The organism is Psychrobacter sp. M9-54-1 (genome assembly GCF_016613355.1).
Classification (GTDB): Bacteria; Pseudomonadota; Gammaproteobacteria; order Pseudomonadales; family Moraxellaceae; genus Psychrobacter; species Psychrobacter faecalis.
On sequence record NZ_JADGFW010000001.1, the window covers coordinates 1 to 17,749 of the forward strand.

Annotated in this window: 12 protein-coding genes; 6 read left to right on the forward strand and 6 right to left on the reverse strand. The window is 46.1% G+C overall.

The window, feature by feature from the left end:
- Positions 1–93 precede the first annotated feature (93 nt).
- On the reverse strand, positions 94–822 hold the full coding sequence (locus tag IQ457_RS00005; RefSeq protein WP_200661590.1) for a pantothenate kinase: 729 nt from the start codon (positions 820–822) through the stop codon (positions 94–96).
- 59 nt (positions 823–881) lie between these two features.
- Entirely contained in the window at positions 882–1,910 is a 1,029-nt protein-coding gene (locus IQ457_RS00010; RefSeq protein ID WP_200661591.1) for a biotin--[acetyl-CoA-carboxylase] ligase, read from the reverse strand.
- A gap of 207 nt (positions 1,911–2,117) precedes the next feature.
- Between IQ457_RS00010 and IQ457_RS00015 the strand changes: the two genes are divergently transcribed.
- Positions 2,118–2,921, forward strand: a complete 804-nt coding sequence (locus tag IQ457_RS00015; protein ID WP_068405941.1) for a sulfite exporter TauE/SafE family protein — start codon at positions 2,118–2,120, stop codon at positions 2,919–2,921.
- A gap of 3 nt (positions 2,922–2,924) precedes the next feature.
- Here the strand turns inward: IQ457_RS00015 and IQ457_RS00020 are convergent, their stop codons facing one another.
- Positions 2,925–3,239: a DUF4298 domain-containing protein gene (locus IQ457_RS00020; protein WP_068405925.1), complete on the reverse strand. Its 315-nt coding sequence runs from the start codon at positions 3,237–3,239 to the stop codon at positions 2,925–2,927.
- Positions 3,240–3,378: 139 nt separating this feature from the next.
- Here IQ457_RS00020 and IQ457_RS00025 point away from each other — a divergent pair, with 139 nt between their 5' ends.
- The 5 genes from IQ457_RS00025 (at position 3,379) to IQ457_RS00045 (ending at position 13,524) form a co-directional block, all read left to right on the forward strand.
- Positions 3,379–7,305 (forward strand): AAA family ATPase, encoded by a 3,927-nt coding sequence (locus IQ457_RS00025; protein WP_200661592.1) that lies wholly within the window; start codon positions 3,379–3,381, stop codon positions 7,303–7,305.
- A gap of 226 nt (positions 7,306–7,531) precedes the next feature.
- The gene (locus IQ457_RS00030) at positions 7,532–8,545 is read left to right on the forward strand and encodes a cell division protein ZipA C-terminal FtsZ-binding domain-containing protein (protein WP_200661593.1); all 1,014 of its coding nucleotides are present in this window, start codon (positions 7,532–7,534) and stop codon (positions 8,543–8,545) included.
- 265 nt (positions 8,546–8,810) lie between these two features.
- Positions 8,811–10,886 carry an NAD-dependent DNA ligase LigA gene (gene ligA, locus IQ457_RS00035; RefSeq protein WP_200661594.1) on the forward strand — a complete coding sequence of 692 codons (2,076 nt, stop codon included), beginning with the start codon at positions 8,811–8,813 and terminating at the stop codon, positions 10,884–10,886.
- Between the two features lie 3 nt (positions 10,887–10,889).
- Positions 10,890–12,503, forward strand: coding sequence for a hypothetical protein (locus IQ457_RS00040; protein WP_200661595.1), 1,614 nt, complete (start codon positions 10,890–10,892; stop codon positions 12,501–12,503).
- 163 nt (positions 12,504–12,666) lie between these two features.
- Positions 12,667–13,524 carry a glutaredoxin gene (locus IQ457_RS00045; RefSeq protein WP_242465293.1) on the forward strand — a complete coding sequence of 286 codons (858 nt, stop codon included), beginning with the start codon at positions 12,667–12,669 and terminating at the stop codon, positions 13,522–13,524.
- A 36-nt stretch (positions 13,525–13,560) separates the two neighbouring features.
- On the opposite strand, the gene IQ457_RS00050 is transcribed toward IQ457_RS00045, so the two are convergent.
- From IQ457_RS00050 to IQ457_RS00060, 3 genes are all read right to left on the reverse strand, one after another.
- Positions 13,561–14,106 (reverse strand): hypothetical protein, encoded by a 546-nt coding sequence (locus tag IQ457_RS00050; RefSeq protein WP_200661596.1) that lies wholly within the window; start codon positions 14,104–14,106, stop codon positions 13,561–13,563.
- 294 nt (positions 14,107–14,400) lie between these two features.
- Positions 14,401–14,820: a hypothetical protein gene (locus tag IQ457_RS00055; protein ID WP_200661597.1), complete on the reverse strand. Its 420-nt coding sequence runs from the start codon at positions 14,818–14,820 to the stop codon at positions 14,401–14,403.
- Positions 14,821–15,197: 377 nt separating this feature from the next.
- Positions 15,198–17,660, reverse strand: a complete 2,463-nt coding sequence (locus IQ457_RS00060) for a YgiQ family radical SAM protein (protein ID WP_200661598.1) — start codon at positions 17,658–17,660, stop codon at positions 15,198–15,200.
- Between the last annotated feature and the right edge of the window lie 89 nt (positions 17,661–17,749).

Here is a 17,749-nt window from a genome sequence, read left to right on the forward strand (position 1 = left end):
ATCAATTATTCTATATATGTCAACACACCCTAGAAATAAAAAAGCAGGTCGCTTAAAACGGCCTGCTTTTTATTTTGAAAAACTTATAACGCCCTAAGCCTGTTTACTATGGTCAAAATAACGCGCCAGACCATTTAATAATAAATCATCGCGCATACGCACCGAACGATTGATATGTTGCGCAATGATATGGGCATCACCGCCGGTCATGATGAGCTCAAAGTTTGGATAACGGTTACTGATTTCATTAATCGCGCCAACGATGGACAACATAATGCCGCGATGGACGGCGTCTTTTGTGTTGATACCGGGGCTCACGCTATCAAAAGTGCCATTAGAGATAGTAATTTGCTTGGTACCAGAAAATAACGACTCACGTTGCAGATAGATGCTTGGGAAAATATAACCGCCTAAGTGCTCAGCGTGATCAATCAAATCAATCGTCACCGCCGTACCGCAGCCAATCACGCACTGGCGTTTTTTCTTATCCACCGCACCCAGCATCTGTAGCCAGCGATCGCAGCCGAGCTGTTCGTCATTATAGGCGCTTTGCATCAAGGCATGCTCAGCATCGACGTGGACAAATTCAAACGGGATATTCAGACGGCTCAAGGTTTCAGACACTTTAATATTTAAGTCGTCGCCCAATACTGAGGAAATCCCAATAAAATCCGGCGCATAACGCGCAAAACGATCGGTTAGACCCATGAGCAGTTCGGCAGGCGCTTGCAAATGCTGCTTGGCATCGTGCGCGACTATCTGCCCGATATCATCGGTGAGCCAGTATTTAAGACGGGTATTGCCAAGATCTAACCAGAGCATAAAAATCCCTTTATATGGTGCTCGTTCAGTATGGTTTTTTAAATATGGTTTTAAAAGGTTTAAGCGTCACCAATCACATCAATACGACCGGTAAAAAGCGCAGAAATCTTACCGTTATATTCACGTAATTGCAAACATCCATGTGTATCAAGACCGCATGCATAACCGGTCAGCGTCTCGATATGACCATTATAATCTTGGGTGACGCGCAAGCGTAGCCCTGCCAATGCATCCATCGCGTCAAACTGTGCCAAAAAACTGTCCAAATAATAACGCTGGCCGGTTGGCTTCTCCAATCCTAAATACTCAAAGCGTGTCATCGCTGCTATTAAAGCTTCACTCATTTGCTGATAAAGCGTTTTTAGGTCTGGAAGTGGGATAGTCTGTATTTTTGGCTCAAGCATGGCACCAATATCTCGTAAGCTAATCGCCTGATAACTCATGCCCTCGCAAGTTTGCGCGGTGAGCTTAGGCGTAGCCTGCACATTTAGACCCACGCCCATCACCACACCGACCAATTTCCCTGCTTTTGTTACGGGTTCTATTAAGATGCCAGCGAGTTTATTAAAGGGTAGGGTTTGTTTGGTAGACTCAAGCGACTTTAAAGCGGCGTTATTCAATTCAGTATGATTTTGATGAGAATATTGCTTTGAGTATTGGTGTGAATAAAAGCCCAAATCATTGGCCCATTTTACCCCGATTGCTGTCAATCCTTGCGCGCGCAATTGCTCGTTTAGCCCTTTAATAACAGGCATTTTTGCCAATTCAACGCCGATAATCAGCGACAATAAACCGCTAATCGGCATGTGCACGGGATGATATAACGACAGGTAGACATTGCCACGTGGCGATTGCCACGAGCGCCCGTGTTGCCCGCGACCAGCGCTTTGGGTTTCTGCTGTTAGTAGGTGCATCTCGGCTGCATTTAGGCTGCCATGTTGCAGCGCTGTTATCAGCTCACTATTGGTCGAGCCACTACTCGCAAGGTGGCGATGGTTAAGCTTAGGTACATGCTCAAGCTCTAATGACTCAAATGCATCAGAGGAATAGGCAGACAAAGAGTCAGATGATGAATCAAATGGCGGCATAATAAGTTTCGTCGATGGGGTAAATTGGCGTAGGTAAACTTTGATATACTGAGCGATTGTTGCTCATTAACAATACAAAGCAAACAGCATAAAGGTCAGATTATGATTTAGCAAATACGATTGAGCAGGTAATGTTCGAGTGACTATACAATTAGATGATTATACGATTTTAATAAAAAAGACGCAGGATAAAAGGCCGATTCGATGATGTTATATGTGTGGTTTGTGATTGCAGGGGCGTTTGCGGGTGTCAGCGCCGGATTATTTGGCGTCGGTGGTGGCATGATTATCGTACCCGCATTGGTTTGGATTTTTACCGCCTATCATTTTTCACCCGAAGTGGTCACCCATTTGGCGATTGGCACCTCACTAGCGACAATTGTGGTGACCTCTATAAGCTCACTGACTGCCCATAATAAGCGCGGCGGCGTACGCTGGGAAGTGTGGCGCAAAATGGCGTTGGGCTTGGTCATTGGCAGTTTGGTTGGTGCCGGTATCGCCGATATGATTGACGGCAAAGTCTTGCAAGCTATCATCGGTGTCGGGGCGCTATTGGTCGCCTTAAAAATGCTGTTTTTATCCAATAAAGAACAATTGGGTAAGCCGTTACCGTCAGCTGGCGTACAGTTTGGGGCAGGGACAGGCATCGGTATGGCGTCGTCTATTTTTGGCATTGGCGGCGGTAGTTTGACCGTACCGTTTTTAAACTGGGCAGGATTGCCGATGAAACAATCGGTCGGTACGTCTGCTGCTTGCGGTTTGCCCATCGCCGTCGCTGGTGCGATAGGCTTTGCCTGGTTCGGTCGAGACGTGGTCAACCTGCCTGAGGGCACAATAGGCTTTGTCCATATCACGGGCTTTTTATGCATATCTGTCGCTAGCTTTGCGATGGCAAAGGTCGGCGCCAAGCTTGCCCATATATTGCCCGCGCTGACGCTGAAACGCGCTTTTGGGGTGCTGCTGTTATTTGCAGGCGGTCAATTGTTGTTAAGTGGGATTGGGGTGATTTAGGCTTTATCTCCTATCAATCGCATCAAGCCCCAAACGCATCCACTTTCTGGCGAGCTCATCATGGTCGCTGAGCATACTCCATAGCGCATCTTCACTAAAGATTGAGTGCGCTTTACCCGAGTGCTCAATCGGCAGCTCCGCTTCACGGTCTGTCATCCATTGTGGGTTGAGATAGTACTTTTTCAACTCGTTTTGCAAGGCTTCAGCGCGCAAAAACTGCTGCTGCGCCTCAAGCTGCTTACGATGCAGCTCACACCATTCTTCATATTTTTGCTGTAATTCTTGCGGATTATATTTTTCAAAATTGTCTTCAGTCATTGTCATGGCCTTAATTGTTATTATTTAAATGCATCATGCAAATTTTCACCACTATTATAGCATCCTTCACAAACCCTAAAAACTCGTCACAATTTGCGGTAGAATAGCCGCCTGTTTTTGCTAAGTCTATCGATATTTCATGCGCCTAAAATCTCTCAAGCTGGCAGGCTTTAAATCCTTTGCCAATCCAACCACTTTTACCTTCCGTCATGGTATCACCGCCATCGTCGGGCCAAACGGCTGCGGCAAATCCAACGTCATTGATGCCATTCGCTGGGTATTGGGCGAAACTTCCGCCAAGCAATTACGCGGCGGGGCGATGAGTGATGTCATCTTTGCCGGCACGCAAGATAAAGCCGCCAAAAGCGTTGCCAGTGTTGAGCTGACCTTTGAGCATACGCAAGATGAGCAGACGGGGATTCGCCATGAGTTTAATCTCTATCACGAGCTGTCCGTCCGCCGTCAGGTAAATTTAGAGGGACGCTCGGACTACTTTATCAATGGTACGCGCTGTCGCCGCCGTGATGTGGTCGATGTGTTCTTGGGCACAGGGCTTGGCGCGCGCAGTTATGCGGTCATCGAGCAAGGTATGATTGGGCGGATTGTTGAATCAAGCCCCATGCAGCTGCGTGAATTTATCGAAGAAGCTGCTGGTGTTTCGCGCTATCAAGCGCGCCGTGAAGAGACGCAAAAGAAGCTTGAGAAAACCCAGGGTAATTTAGCCCGTCTGCACGATATGCAAAGCGAGCTAGTCAGCCAACAAAAGCGCTTATCTAAACAAGCGGCCAGTGCCGAGCGTTACGAAGAGCTGGCATTAACGCTTGCTGATATCAAGCAGCAGCTTGCCATTCAGCAGTTATATCAAGCGAAGCATAATCAGCAGCAGCAAAAAATCGCTCATGAGCGTAGTGCTAATGAAGTCGCCACACTACAAGCCAGCTATGAGACTCTAAAAGCGAAGCAAGATAAGCTTGCTGCCCATATTAATCAAGAGCAGTGGCTAAAAGACGATGCGCAAGGCAACCACTATCAGCAGCAGCTAAGCTATCAACAAGCAGAGCATGAGCTTAGTGACGCAAAATCACAATTAAATGTAATTGCACAGCAACTTACCAGTCTAGAGCAGCAGCGTCAGCAAGCGGTAAGCGAGATTGAACGCTTAAAAACCGAGCAAGCCGAGCAGCAAAATTTAATAGAAGAGTTGCGCCCACAGCTTAGCGATCTAACAAAGAAACGTGACACGCATAAACGCAATGAACAACCGTTGCAGCGCGCCTATCATGACGCGCAAAATAAGCTATCACGCCTGCAAGATAATAATCGAGCGCTTGAGCAGCAGCAAGCGATTAATAGTCAAGCGCAAAAACGCCAGCAGCAAAACCATGATAAATGGCAACGCCGCCAGCAGAACTGGCAAAATCTCTGGCAGCAGCTACAACAGTCGTTAGCACCTATTGATATTGTTGATGTAAGTGAGAAAGGTAATTCGAGCAATTTACAGCAGATGTTAAATGCGCAAGTGACTGAGCTCAATAAACAGCTGCAGCAGATTGAGCGCCAACAAGACAGTATCGATGAGCGCCTATCTGAGCTACAACCGCAAGCGCATGAATTACAGCAACGCTTAAATACTCAACGGCGCGAGTTGAGTGAGGATGAAAAACGTCATGCGGTCTTGGCAGGTGAATACGACACCTTGCATCAGATATTACATCCGAAACCGACAGCAAAACCCCAACAGCTTGCTAACGTAAAAACTGCTTTAGAAAGTGATATAGCCAAGGATTATAACGAATTGGCCATTACCACCTTACGTGCGCAGATTGAGTTAAGCGCCAAAGGGCAGCAGCACGCAGAGCTACTCGATAGTGTGTTGGCGTTATGGCTGGATAGCCATGTGCTGATTTCTAAGCAGTCAAGCGATAAAAATATTAATGGCAATTCTCAAAAAGCTGATAGTTTATGGCAAGCGCTCGAGCAGGATTTAACAGATTTATTTACTTATCAAACCACACAAAACGAGAACGACAATTCAAAGAATAAATCGCAGCTAGAAAATGGTCATAGCTTATGGTTAGCTGCTAAGCAAAACGTTAAAAATCCAAAGCTATTTATCGGTGATTTGTCAGACAATTTAACGGATAAAGTATTGTCATTATCAGCGCTGATTACTGCACCAAATTTAGCGTTGTGGCAGCACTGCTATTTATATAGCGCGCAACATGAAATTAATAATCAGCAAATATTAGAAGATTTGGCTATTGCTTTAAAAGCATTGCCAGCATCCGCTATTCTACTCACGACTGATGGCTGGATTATCAGTCGTCAGGGTACGATTAATTTGAGCAAATTTGCTGGCGCGAAAAATGGTCAAAATGAGAGCAATAGTCAATTTTTAAGCCAGCGTTTACAGCAGCGTAGCCGTTTACAAGCGTTAGAAGATTTGCTGGATGAGTGTGAAACTAAAATACAAGCCCAGCAAAAGGCGATTGCTAATAATCAACGCAACTATGATGCCCTAACGGTCAGCTTAGAGGAAACGCGAGCGCAAGCTGAGCAATTAACCCGCGATAAGCATCAATACCAGCAAGAGCTTACCACTAAGCGCGCCAATGCAGAACGCCTACAAGCGGACAGCCAACGCCTCAATGCTGATAAAGTTGCCCTTGAGCAAGAGCAACAAGAGCTTGAGCAAGAACAGCAGACCCTAACTCATGAGCAGCAGCATATCCAAAGCGAGATAGCAGCGCTCACGCCACAAATAACCGATGCGCGTTTATTAAGTCAGCAATTGCAGTCTGAGCGCAGTGAGCTAAATCGTGCGCGTCAAACGGATGATGATGCTTGGCAAGCATTGCAACTTCGTATTCAACAAAGCGAGATGCGTCTAGAACATAGTGTAAGTAGTCTTGAACGGGCAACTGCGCAACATGAAAAATCGCTACAAAGCGAGTACAGTCTAAAAACTCGTCATGTGCAGCAGCAAAATAAACTGCCAACCTTGCAATCAGTATTGCAGAGCGCACAGAAAGCGCGCGATGAGCAGCAGGCAGTATTAACCACACGCGAAACGGCATTAACAGCGCTTAAAGAGGAATACAGTCAGCAGCAGACCGAACTAGATACGCTACAAAATACCTTGCAAATGCAGCAATCTGAGCTTGCCGTTCTTGCCACTGAGCTGGCATTAAGCGCTGCAAAATTAGAGGATGCCAGTAGCCATACCCAAGAAGCGCTAGATGCTTATTACAAGATCAGCCATAAATATCAAGCGCAATCGGACACAGTTCAGCAGCATCAGCAACAAGTGATGAGCGTCTCAAATTTATTGGCGGATTTTATCGCTCATGATCGCCGCGTCCGCCCAGATAAAATCGCAGAATTAGAATCTGAGCATGCGAAGCTTGAGCAGCAATTAAGTAAAATTGGCGCGGTCAATCTCGCCGCAGTAGCAGAGCTTGCAGAAGTTAATGAGCGCTTAGAGCCACTCGCGCAGCAAACAGCAGATATTGCTGCCAGTATGCAGACCTTGACGGAAGCGATTGCCTCAATTGATGAAACCACCAAGACGCTATTTATGCAGACACTCGATGCGGTCAATAATGAGCTTGCCAATTTATTTGCTAAAGTCTTTGGTGGCGGGCAAGCAAGCTTAACGCTTAATACGGACGAGATGCCTGCCAATGCGCCAAAGTCAGAACAGTGGCGGGCAGGGTTGACCTTAATGGCACAGCCAAAGGGCAAACGCAATAGTCGTCTTGCGGTACTGTCCGGCGGCGAGAAAACCTTGACCGCGCTGAGCTTAATTTTTGCCATATTCAAGCAGCATCCGGCACCATTTTGTGTGCTCGATGAAGTCGATGCACCACTTGACGATGCCAACGTCGCCCGTTTTACCAGCTTGATAAATGAGTTGGCAGATGATTTGCAGTTTATTTTTATCAGTCATAATAAGCTGACGATGCAGATTGCTGATGAATTAAAAGGCGTCACCATGCCAAGCGCGGGGATTTCTACCTTGGTCAGTGTGTCACTCGACGAAGCGGCAAATTACCTTTCTGATTAAGAGCGGCCGAGTAGCAAAATAATTAATAACGGCAAGCGCTTGTCAGTGGTATAGTTAGGGCTAGCATTTAAAGTCAGGCGAGTAGTCGGAAAATTAGTCAGTGAAGGCTTCAGGGCCAATGATAAACGCTGACTATATGGTGACGATATGCATTAGCCATGCTAGACTATTGCCATTTCTTCGCACTTGTACTCTCCCTTTTGTCATATATTAGGATGTATTTCTCATGACCGCTATCCAGTTTATCTTGATCGCCATTGCCGCATTTATCGTGCTTGCAGGGCTATTTATGGTCATTCGCAGCTTTAAACGGCGCAAAACTGCTGAGGCTGCCGCGGTCAATTATGATAAAAACGGTATACCCATTATTCCGCGTCATGAGCGCAATATCGTCGAGCAGCCAGACTTGGACGATACGGTGGCAGGCGAAACCAGTATCGCCCCTGATCGTAGTTATCTCAATGCCGTGGTTGAAGATGCGCCATTGACCCAAGCGCATAGCCAGGTCGATGCCCAGCCAACCGCTGATCGCCATGATATCAATAATGATAGCGACATGATAGATGACGCCGACTATGCACGCTGGCAAGAAGAGCAGCAGCGAGCGGATAACAGCGAGTTTACCGAAGCAGCTGAGCAGATGCATATCGAGCAAGAGCCGGACGCGTTTTCAAGCCTCATGTCAGCGACGGACAGTTTGATGCCAGTTATTGATACGGCTGACGAGCCAAGCTTCGATAATAATAGCCCGATACTCGATCAGCATCTCTCAGAGCCAGTCGATGAAGCGCAAAACGGACCGTTAATTAATGCCAAAGACAATATCAATATCACTATCTTGCCGCATCAGTATCGCGACCGCCCAGCAGCAGTGATTCGTGGGCGTGACTTGTTGGCGTTAGTGGATAAATATGGTTTGCGTTATGGCGCGATGAATATGTTCCATCGCTATGAGCAAAAAGACGGCACCGGCATGCTGTGGTTTAGCATGATGGGCATTACCGATAGTGGTATCGCGCCTTTTGACCCGCATAGCGTGGCGACCAATACTTACAATGGCGTGGTGCTGTTTTTATCGTTGCCGCATCCGCAAGCGCTACGCAGCTTTGATAGTATGATGAGTATTGCCTATATGATGGCAAGCGATTTGGACGCTGTGATGCTCGATGAAGAGAATGACCCCATTACCCCAGAATACAAACAGCAATTGCGTAACCAAGTTCGCGATTATGAAGGGTAAAATCTGAATAGATAAACGGTTAAAACTATTTCTAAAGTATTGTAAAAGGCAAATAGCGCTTAACGTTATTTGCCTTTTTTAATTTTTAAGCTTTGATTGCAGAGCATTGCATTTGCCTAATTCTCTATAAATTTGGTTTTCTATAAACCTAGTTCTCTACAGAAGCGGCTCTCTACAGGATGAGATTTCAACAAAATCATATCCGACTAACCTGCAAACTTGTTATCATATCGGCATCTTGAATTGCAAAAAAAAGACGCCGACTATGACTGATCCTATTATGCCGACTGCTTCTAAAAATACTGCTGATACCCAAACTGCAGACAATGCTGCTGCCATCGTTGCTCAAATGCGCACGCTTATTGATACTTTAAAAACGCATAATTATGCCTATTATGTGCTTGATAATCCGATTTTAGAAGACAGTGAATACGATCAGCTGCGGCGCTCTTTATTGGAGCTTGAAGAGGCGTACCCTGATTTAATACAGCCGGACAGTCCAATCAATCAAGTTGGCGACACGCCGCTGTCCGCCTTTACCCAAGTCAGACATGACGTACCCATGCTATCGCTTGGCAATGTCTTTGATTATGACGAGCTGCATGGCTTTATGCGCCGCGTCAATGATCGGCTTAATGACGCGCAGAAAAATCCTGAATATGAGATGGAGCTAAAGCTTGATGGCTTGGCGGTATCGCTCAAATACGAATATGGTCAATTTGTGCAAGCGGTGACGCGCGGTGATGGGCAAACGGGCGAGGATATTACTCAAAATGCCAAAACCATTCGCAATCTACCACTTTGGCTTACTGCTGCAAGCGAGATTCCATTATTAGAAGTACGCGGCGAAGTGCTGATGCCAAAAGCTGGTTTTGAGCGTCTCAATCGCTTAGCAGAAGAAAAAGGCGATAAAACCTTTGCCAATCCACGTAATGCCGCCGCTGGTAGTTTACGTCAGCTAGATCCCGCTATCGCTGCCAGTCGTCCGCTGGCTTTTTATTGTTATTCTGTCAATCAAGGTCTACCTGAGAGCATCGATACTCAATCAGCCGCATTGGCTTGGCTTGGTGACATAGGTTTTAGCGTCAGCGTGGTGAGAGTGGTAAAAAACCCACGCGAAGCACAGGCCTATTATGAGTCGATGATTGGAACCCGTAGTCAGCTGCCGTTTGAAATTGACGGCATGGTCATCAAGGTTAATAACTTGGCATTGCAGCAGCAGCTTGGCTTTTTATCGCGTGAGCCGCGCTGGGCAACCGCCTATAAATTCCCTGCCGAAACGGTGATGACGCGTCTAAATGATATCGAATGGCAAGTCGGACGCACCGGACAAATCACCCCTGTTGGTAAGCTTGAACCGGTAAAAGTCGGCGGCGTTACCGTTAGCAATGTCACCTTGCATAATTTTGGTGAAATTCAGCGCTTGGATGTGCGCGCAGGCGATATGGTCAGCGTCCACCGTGCAGGGGATGTCATTCCCAAAGTCACCCGCGTTTGGGTTGATCAACGTCCAGCAGATTCAGAGCCGGTTAAATTGCCAGCGATTTGCCCTGTCTGCGACTCGCCTGTGGTCTTGCCTGAAGGTGAAGCGTTGGCACGCTGTACGGGCGGATTGTTTTGTCCTGCGCAGCAAGTTGAGGCGCTGATTCACTTTGTTTCACGTCGTGCTATGGATATCGATGGGCTTGGTGAGCGCTGGCTGATTAGCTTTTTTGAGCATGGCCTTATCAAAACCGTTGCTGATATCTATCAGTTGCACAATCATGCGGATGAGATGGTCACCTTTGAAAAACTGGGTGAAAAATCGGTACAGAACATCATCAGCGCCATTGAAGCCAGTAAACACACCACGCTCGCACGCTTTATCTACGCGCTTGGCATTCGCGGCGTGGGTGAGACGACCGCGCAAAACCTCGCCCTGCAGTTTGGCGAGCTTGATAGTTTGATGGCAGCGGATATCGAGACATTGCTACAAACACCTGATGTCGGTGCGATCACCGCCGAGCTGATTTATGAGTTTTTCCGAGCGCCGCACAATATCGAAGTGATTAACGCGCTACGTGAGGCTGGCGTGCATTGGGACGCGGTCGAGGCGGTCTCGGCAGATGGCTTGCCGCTGGAGGGGCAGACGTGGGTCATCACCGGCGCGCTTGATAGCATGGCACGTGATGAAGCCAAAGCCAAACTGCAAGCGCTGGGCGCAAAAGTCTCGGGCAGTATCTCCGCAAAAACCACTGCGCTACTAGCAGGGGACAAAGCAGGCTCAAAACTGACCAAAGCCGAAAAGCTCGGCGTTAAGATAGTGGGTGAGGAAGAGTTTTTGGCGATGGTTGGGGAGTAGGGTATGAATACTGATGACATGAAAGGTCTAGACGAAGAAACTCGTAAAGATGTTGAAGAGTTATTAAAAGTTACGCGTAAGAAAGATGGAACAAAGGCCTATGCAATAGCACAGTTCGAAATACAAGACTATAGGATGGCTAATAAGCAATATGATTTAAGTATAAAGACTTTGCAAAAGATAAAAGAAAGTGATGATAAAGAATACTACGAGTTAGCTAAATTAAATATAGCTGTCATAGAATACAATTATAAGAATGAATTAGATGGAGCTTGTAAAAAAGTAGTAGAGCTTTTAGAAAAAAACAGCTGGGTAAATAGAGTTACAAGAAAATATGCTTTTTTATTTGCAAAAGATTATTTGTCAAAAGGTAAATATGAAAAATCTATTCAATTGTTTAAATTGATTAGCATTGCTTATTCGTATGAGTCTAATTGTTATGGAAAGATATGTAAATTGATGTTAGATTCTAAAACTATAAAGTTAGGTGAATACTTTCTAGAGCTTTTAGATAAAACATTATCAGTAGTCAATATTTTAAAATTAGACTTCAAGAAGTTATCAGATATAGAAAAATCTCCAGAAAGAAAGTTAGCTCACTACACTGGTACATATACAACAGAAAAACTGCTACATATGGACGAAGAGCAAACAAAGCCAAGTGCATTTCGTCTCAATACTATCAATAATGTTAATGATCCAAGTGAAGGTCAATTGCTTTTAAACTATTTGAAAGGGGTAAAAGAAACTTCATTTTATGCGCCGGACTTCGATGAGAAGTTACATGCTTTTGTCAGTTGTTTTACTTTTAATCACGATAGTCTTAACCAGTTTAGATTATATGGCAAACAAGACAATAAGGAAGCTTCTGGAATTAGTTTAGTATTTAACCAAAACTTCTTTCAAGAACATAATCCTGCTATAGGATTGTCTTACGTAGCATTTAAAGGTGATTTGCAAAAAACTGATACGGCTTCTATTAAGCAAGGTGCTATTGAGGTACCAGAAGACAAAGCTTTTGAAAAATCTTTCGAAGGAATTAAAGAACAGCCTGTAATGAGATGTGTCTATATTGATCCTACTTCAGATTATATCCATTTAGCTCAACGTAATCGTTTAACTTTTTTTCGGGAATTTGGTCATAATATCTTAGAAGGTGGCAGTACAACCGAAGCTGAATTTGAATGGAATAAGTATAAAGAATATATTGAAATAAAAACTGATGAGTTCAAAAAAGCATTTGTAGAATTAAAAAAGATTTATGGAAATGCCATTGAAGAAAGAGGCAATTTGAAAGGTATGGGTAAAGAAGATATGGAAGAGATAGATAGTCTGTTGGAGATGATTATTCTACCTTTGAAATATTTGATTAAACATTCAGCTTTTCAAGAAGAGCAAGAATGCCGTATGGTATATATCACCTCACTTGATGACCCTAAAGTAAAAATGGATTTTGGCAAATTTCTATATGTGGAGTACGAACCAGAGGTAAAAGCCCATTTAGACAAAATTTATATCGCGCCTGCTGCAACACAATATCAACCTTATTTAGCGAAACTACTTTGTGATACTAATGTAAAAATTGAGCCATCAAACAACCCCTATCGTCAAAATTAATATCTTTTAGTAGCATGGATACGAACCAAAACCAACCACTTATCATTAAACCTAACAAAGTTAACAAGACCGATTCAGATCGCCCTTACCGATGCTTATAAGATAATAGTCATAAGAAAAACTATTATCAAGCAGCGAATAAGCAAAACGTAAGGAGCGCGTTATGGCAGACAATACTAATAATAAATCTAATACCGACACTATAGATAGTAGCCACAGTCCGAAAGTGCAGCATCTCATCGACACTCTACAAGGCGAGCATATCCAAAAGAAGGGCGGGCAGTCTGCCGTCATCTTTCGGATGGTGATGCCAGACCACCTATGCCCGTTTGGCCTCAAGTCAATCGATGCGCTCAAGCACGCAGGCTACGACATCATTGATCGTCATATCACGACCCAAGATGAGAATACACTGGTCAAAGAGACGCTTGGGGTTAAGACCACGCCGCAGACCTTTATCGATGGCAAGCGTGTTGGCGGTAATGATGATCTGCAAGTATTCTTGGGCAATCATGAACCTGAGACAGACGACACCACGTACGCGCCCATTATTGCGATATTTGCTGTTACCGCACTCATGACACTGGCATTATGCTGGGCATTTGCCGTTAGTGTCTTTTCGATACAAGCGCTGATGTGGTTTGTCGCGCTCTCCATGTGTGTATTGGCGATTAAAAAGCTTGAGGATTTGGAAGGGTTTACCACTGGGTTTTTGGGCTATGATTTACTCGCGCGCCGCGTGGTACGCTACGCCTATGTATATCCGTTTTTAGAAGCGTTTGCCGGTATCGCTATGCTTGCCGATCAGCCTTGGCTCAATCCGATTGCGGGTTTGGTTGCTTTTATCATCGGCTTAATCGGCGGGGTATCGGTTATTAAAGCCGTCTATATCGATAAGCGCGAGCTAAAATGCGCCTGCGTGGGCGGCGATAGCAATGTACCACTGGGCGCGATCTCTTTAACCGAAAACGTCATGATGTTCGGTATGGGTGGTTATATGCTGATTCGCGCTTTATTATAATCAAGTGGTTTGATGATGCGTAACCAATATATCGAGCTACTCCGCCATTTCCCCATGCCCCTTTGCTTCACCTTTTTTACCATCTGGCTGAATGATGATAGGCAAGACCAATCCTTTTGCAAAGTCATCCGTCAATACATAATCATAACGGCTGGCCGCCACGTCAGGCGTGGTATGAATGACAAGTTTTATCTCTTCACTATCGATAATCTCATGTGAGGTATAGCGCTCGCTTAGCTGATCTAGCACCTTTGATAGTGCTTCGTTGCTCGCCATGCTCACTGTGAGGTTGTGCTGTGCTGTCGCCGCGTCCATATCAAAATACTCGGCATAATCGAGGACGTTTTGGCTATCGATGGCAAAGGGGTACTCATAGGTACTGCGATCAGCAGGCTTTTCGCCGCTCGCGACCGACGACCAATCGATGGTGTAGGCGGCAGGCGCTGAGGTCTGTGCAGTGCCATCGCTGGACACTGCCGCTTGCTCAGTCGCAGGGTCAGCCACCTCAGTTGACTGGTTACAACCTACTAGCGCCCAACCAGCAGTAGCCATCAGTAATATACTCGTTAAGCGCATTCCCATCGATGTATCCTCTTTGTTATTGGTCGTTATGATTGCCCGTTGTGCTATTTTGCCAGCTTTTGCTCGGCTTCTCTAGGGCGTGTCCTCAATACGTTTTAATACCTCGATATTACCTGTGCTATTTTCGTTGTTTGATTAGGGCGTGTTGAACATTCAACCATGGCACTGACGGAGACTATTAACGCGCATAAAAAACAGCCATCTTTTGATGACTGTTTTTGATGTACTTTATTGGTTTGGCTTTTTGGTTTTCTGTCGTTTAAACGCAAAAGCTTAACGACTGAACCTTAAGTATTATTTACCGATCTGGCAGTTTACTTGATATTCTTTACCGTTTGCCCATTTGATGGCAAAGATACCTTTGTCACCTTTCATATGCCAAGCATAGACTGCTTCTGGGTTTGAGTCATTGATATAGCTGGCTACGTCACCTTGTACGCCGCCGTTTAGGATAATTGGCTGCTCTGCCCATTTTACTTTAGGCATGGTGGCGTTTAGCATGACTTGTTTTTTATTGATAGACTGTTTTGCCATGATTTGGCTGTCATCAGTACAGGTATAAGGTGCTGGTGCCATACGGTCGTAAGCGGCATCCGTGACGCTCTCTGATGCTGGCGTGTTTGCAGCGTTTGGCGTGGTCGGTGCGGTCGTGGCACAAGCGCTTAGCAATGCAAGGGCAGGTAAGGCGATGGCGATTTTGGTTAGGGTGTTCATGGCATTCTCCAAATGTTTAACAAAATTATAAGAGGTCTTAAGACGTCTATAACAATTATCATGTATTTATTATTAACAAAGCATTAAGCGAACAATGCATTAAGCATAGGCATGAGCATATAGGGGCTATGGTAACGAAAGCCGCCTTTGATGAGTGTTAGAAATTGTTTGTTACATGTTCATTAAGTTACGTAAACACTGACTAATGTAACGCTACGGGATAGTCGTTAGTGATAGCCGGCTCGCCGCCAGTGCCACATTTGATAGTTAATTCCATATAACACCCTACAATTACCAAAAAACGCCTGCCGACAATTGGTCGACAGGCGTTTTGCTCGAACAGCGCTTGGGATAGTCCACTCTAGCCATAGTCCTGACTATTTAGTCTTGCGCGGTGGCAGGCCAGTATGCTGCGTCTGAAAGTTGCCTTTACTGACGCGCTTTTTGCTATTTTTGTTCCCAGTGTTTTTGATCGTTGGGCGCTCAGAGGTGCGGTTGCTGCGTTTGAGCGAATCGTTGCCGACGCGGCTGTTCTTTTTGCGTGCAGACTGGTAGCTGTCTTGCGCCGCATCACGGCCTTCTAGATGGGCGTTATATGGCGGTATCAGGCAGCCGCGGTTTTTACCGATCAGGTCACTACGGCCCATGTCTTGTAGCGCTTTACGCAGTAGTGCCCAGTTTTTTGGGTCATGGTAGCGAAGAAAGGCTTTGTGCAATTTGCGCTGCTTGCCTGATTTGACGATGTCCATATCACCACCCTCACGGCTGACCTTGTGTAGCGGGTCTTTGTGGGTATGGTACATGGTGGTCGCGGTCGCCATGGGGCTAGGATAAAACGCCTGCACTTGGTCGGCGCGGTAGCCGTTACGCTTTAGCCACAGCGCAAGGTTCATCATGTCCTCATCTTTGGTGCCAGGGTGGGCGGCGATAAAGTAAGGAATCAGATACTGCTCTTTGCCAGCCTCGGCGCTGAAGCGCTCAAACATGGCTTTAAATTCGTCATAGCTGCCCATGCCCGGCTTCATCATCTTGGACAGTACGCCTTCTTCTGAATGCTCTGGGGCGATTTTTAGATAGCCGCCGACATGATGGCTGACCAGCTCTTTGACATATTCAGGGTCTTTAATCGCCAAGTCATAACGCAAACCTGAGGCGATAAGAATCTTTTTCACGCCTTTGATATCACGCGCTTTACGGTATAGCTGGGTTAAATTACTGTGATCGGTAATCAAGTTATCGCAGACATCAGGATAGACACAAGACGGCTTACGGCAGTTCTTCTCTATCGTCTCGTCTTTACAGTTGAGTCGATACATATTGGCGGTCGGCCCACCAAGGTCAGAAATAACGCCAGTAAAGTTTGGCGCCGTATCACGAATCGCTTCAACTTCACGCAAGATAGACTCTTCTGAGCGGTTTTGAATAATACGACCTTCGTGCTCAGTGATTGAGCAAAACGTACAACCGCCAAAACAGCCACGCATGATATTGACCGAAAATTTAATCATGTCATAAGCAGGAATGCGCGCATCGCCATAGCTTGGATGCGGCAGACGCGCGTACGGCAAATCAAAGACGTAATCCATCTCTTCGGTTGAGAGCGGAATCGGTGGCGGATTGAGCCAAACGTCAATCGAGGTATGCGAGTTACCAGCGCCGCTACTATGACGCTGCACCAAGGCACGCGCGTTACCCGGATTGGTTTCAAGGTGTAAGATACGGTTGGCATGCGCGTACAACACTGGGTCAGCTTTGACGTGCTCATAATCAGGCAGGCGAATGACCGTTTGCTCACGCGGCGGCATTTTAAGTTTATGTTTACGTGCGGTTTGTGGTTTATCAAAGCCGCGCATTTGCACCACTTGCGTATCTTCATCGACTTGCTCAGCATTTAAGACTTTATTGGTCACGGGTTCGGCGACAAAGCCTTGATACTGTTTCGCATATTGGGCTGACATGCCTGTCATTGCTGACGTAGCTTGCCCAACGGGTGAGGCGCTAGTCTTATCTTGCTCGATTGAACACTGGTCAACGTCTTCAGTCATTACATACGGATTAATAATGGGATCAACGCGGCCAACGGTATCGACATTATTGCTAGCAACCTCGGTCATGCCCGCTTGCCAATGACGGCGGGTCGGGGTTAATAAATAAGCCGTACCACGCAAACTGCTCATTTGTTCAAAGGTGTAACCTTTTGATAAACCATGCACCACATCGACGATGGCACGCTCAGCATTTCCATATAACAAGACATCAGCGCGCGCATCCATCAAAATACTGCGGCGGACTTTGTCTGACCAATAATCATAATGAGCGATACGGCGTAAGCTGCCTTCGATGCCGCCCAAAATAATCGGCACATCAGGATAGGCTTCGCGGCAGCGCTGGCTATAGACGATCGCGGCGCGGTCAGGACGTTTGTCAGCCACGTTACCGGGCGAATAGGCATCATCGCTACGGATTTTTCGGTCAGCGGTATAGCGGTTAATCATGCTATCCATGTTGCCCGCGGTCACGCCATAGGCGTAAACCGGCTTACCGAGCTCCATAAAGGCATCTTTGCTCTTCCAATCTGGCTGGGCAATGATACCGACGCGAAAGCCTTGCGCTTCTAATAAACGGCCGATAATCGCCATGCCAAAGCTTGGGTGGTCGACATAGGCATCGCCTGAGATGATGATGACATCACAGGCATCCCAGCCCAAATCGTCCATTTCTTTGCGGCTCATTGGCAAATAGGGCGCGGGCTCATAGCAGCTCGCCCAATGTTTGTCGTAGTCGTAAAGTGGCTTGGTGCCTTGTTTAAAGGCGGTACGGGCGATGGTATCGGCAGACATGAGCGGACCTGTTAATTAAAAAAGTGGCACTAAAAAAGCCGTTATCGTTATTTATAAACAACGGCTTATTTAAAAGCGCTCATTTTAAC

Excerpts from the sequence above, each read along its gene's own strand:
- IQ457_RS00005 (WP_200661590.1), bottom strand. The coding sequence starts at position 822 with ATGCTCTGGTTAGATCTTGGCAATACCCGTCTTAAATACTGGCTCACC.
- IQ457_RS00025 (WP_200661592.1), top strand. The coding sequence starts at position 3,379 with ATGCGCCTAAAATCTCTCAAGCTGGCAGGCTTTAAATCCTTTGCCAAT.
- ligA (WP_200661594.1), top strand. The coding sequence starts at position 8,811 with ATGACTGATCCTATTATGCCGACTGCTTCTAAAAATACTGCTGATACC.
- IQ457_RS00010 (WP_200661591.1), bottom strand. The coding sequence starts at position 1,910 with ATGCCGCCATTTGATTCATCATCTGACTCTTTGTCTGCCTATTCCTCT.
- IQ457_RS00050 (WP_200661596.1), bottom strand. The coding sequence starts at position 14,106 with ATGGGAATGCGCTTAACGAGTATATTACTGATGGCTACTGCTGGTTGG.
- IQ457_RS00030 (WP_200661593.1), top strand. The coding sequence starts at position 7,532 with ATGACCGCTATCCAGTTTATCTTGATCGCCATTGCCGCATTTATCGTG.
- IQ457_RS00055 (WP_200661597.1), bottom strand. The coding sequence starts at position 14,820 with ATGAACACCCTAACCAAAATCGCCATCGCCTTACCTGCCCTTGCATTG.
- IQ457_RS00015 (WP_068405941.1), top strand. The coding sequence starts at position 2,118 with ATGTTATATGTGTGGTTTGTGATTGCAGGGGCGTTTGCGGGTGTCAGC.
- IQ457_RS00060 (WP_200661598.1), bottom strand. The coding sequence starts at position 17,660 with ATGTCTGCCGATACCATCGCCCGTACCGCCTTTAAACAAGGCACCAAG.
- IQ457_RS00045 (WP_242465293.1), top strand. The coding sequence starts at position 12,667 with ATGGCAGACAATACTAATAATAAATCTAATACCGACACTATAGATAGT.
- IQ457_RS00040 (WP_200661595.1), top strand. The coding sequence starts at position 10,890 with ATGAATACTGATGACATGAAAGGTCTAGACGAAGAAACTCGTAAAGAT.
- IQ457_RS00020 (WP_068405925.1), bottom strand. The coding sequence starts at position 3,239 with ATGACTGAAGACAATTTTGAAAAATATAATCCGCAAGAATTACAGCAA.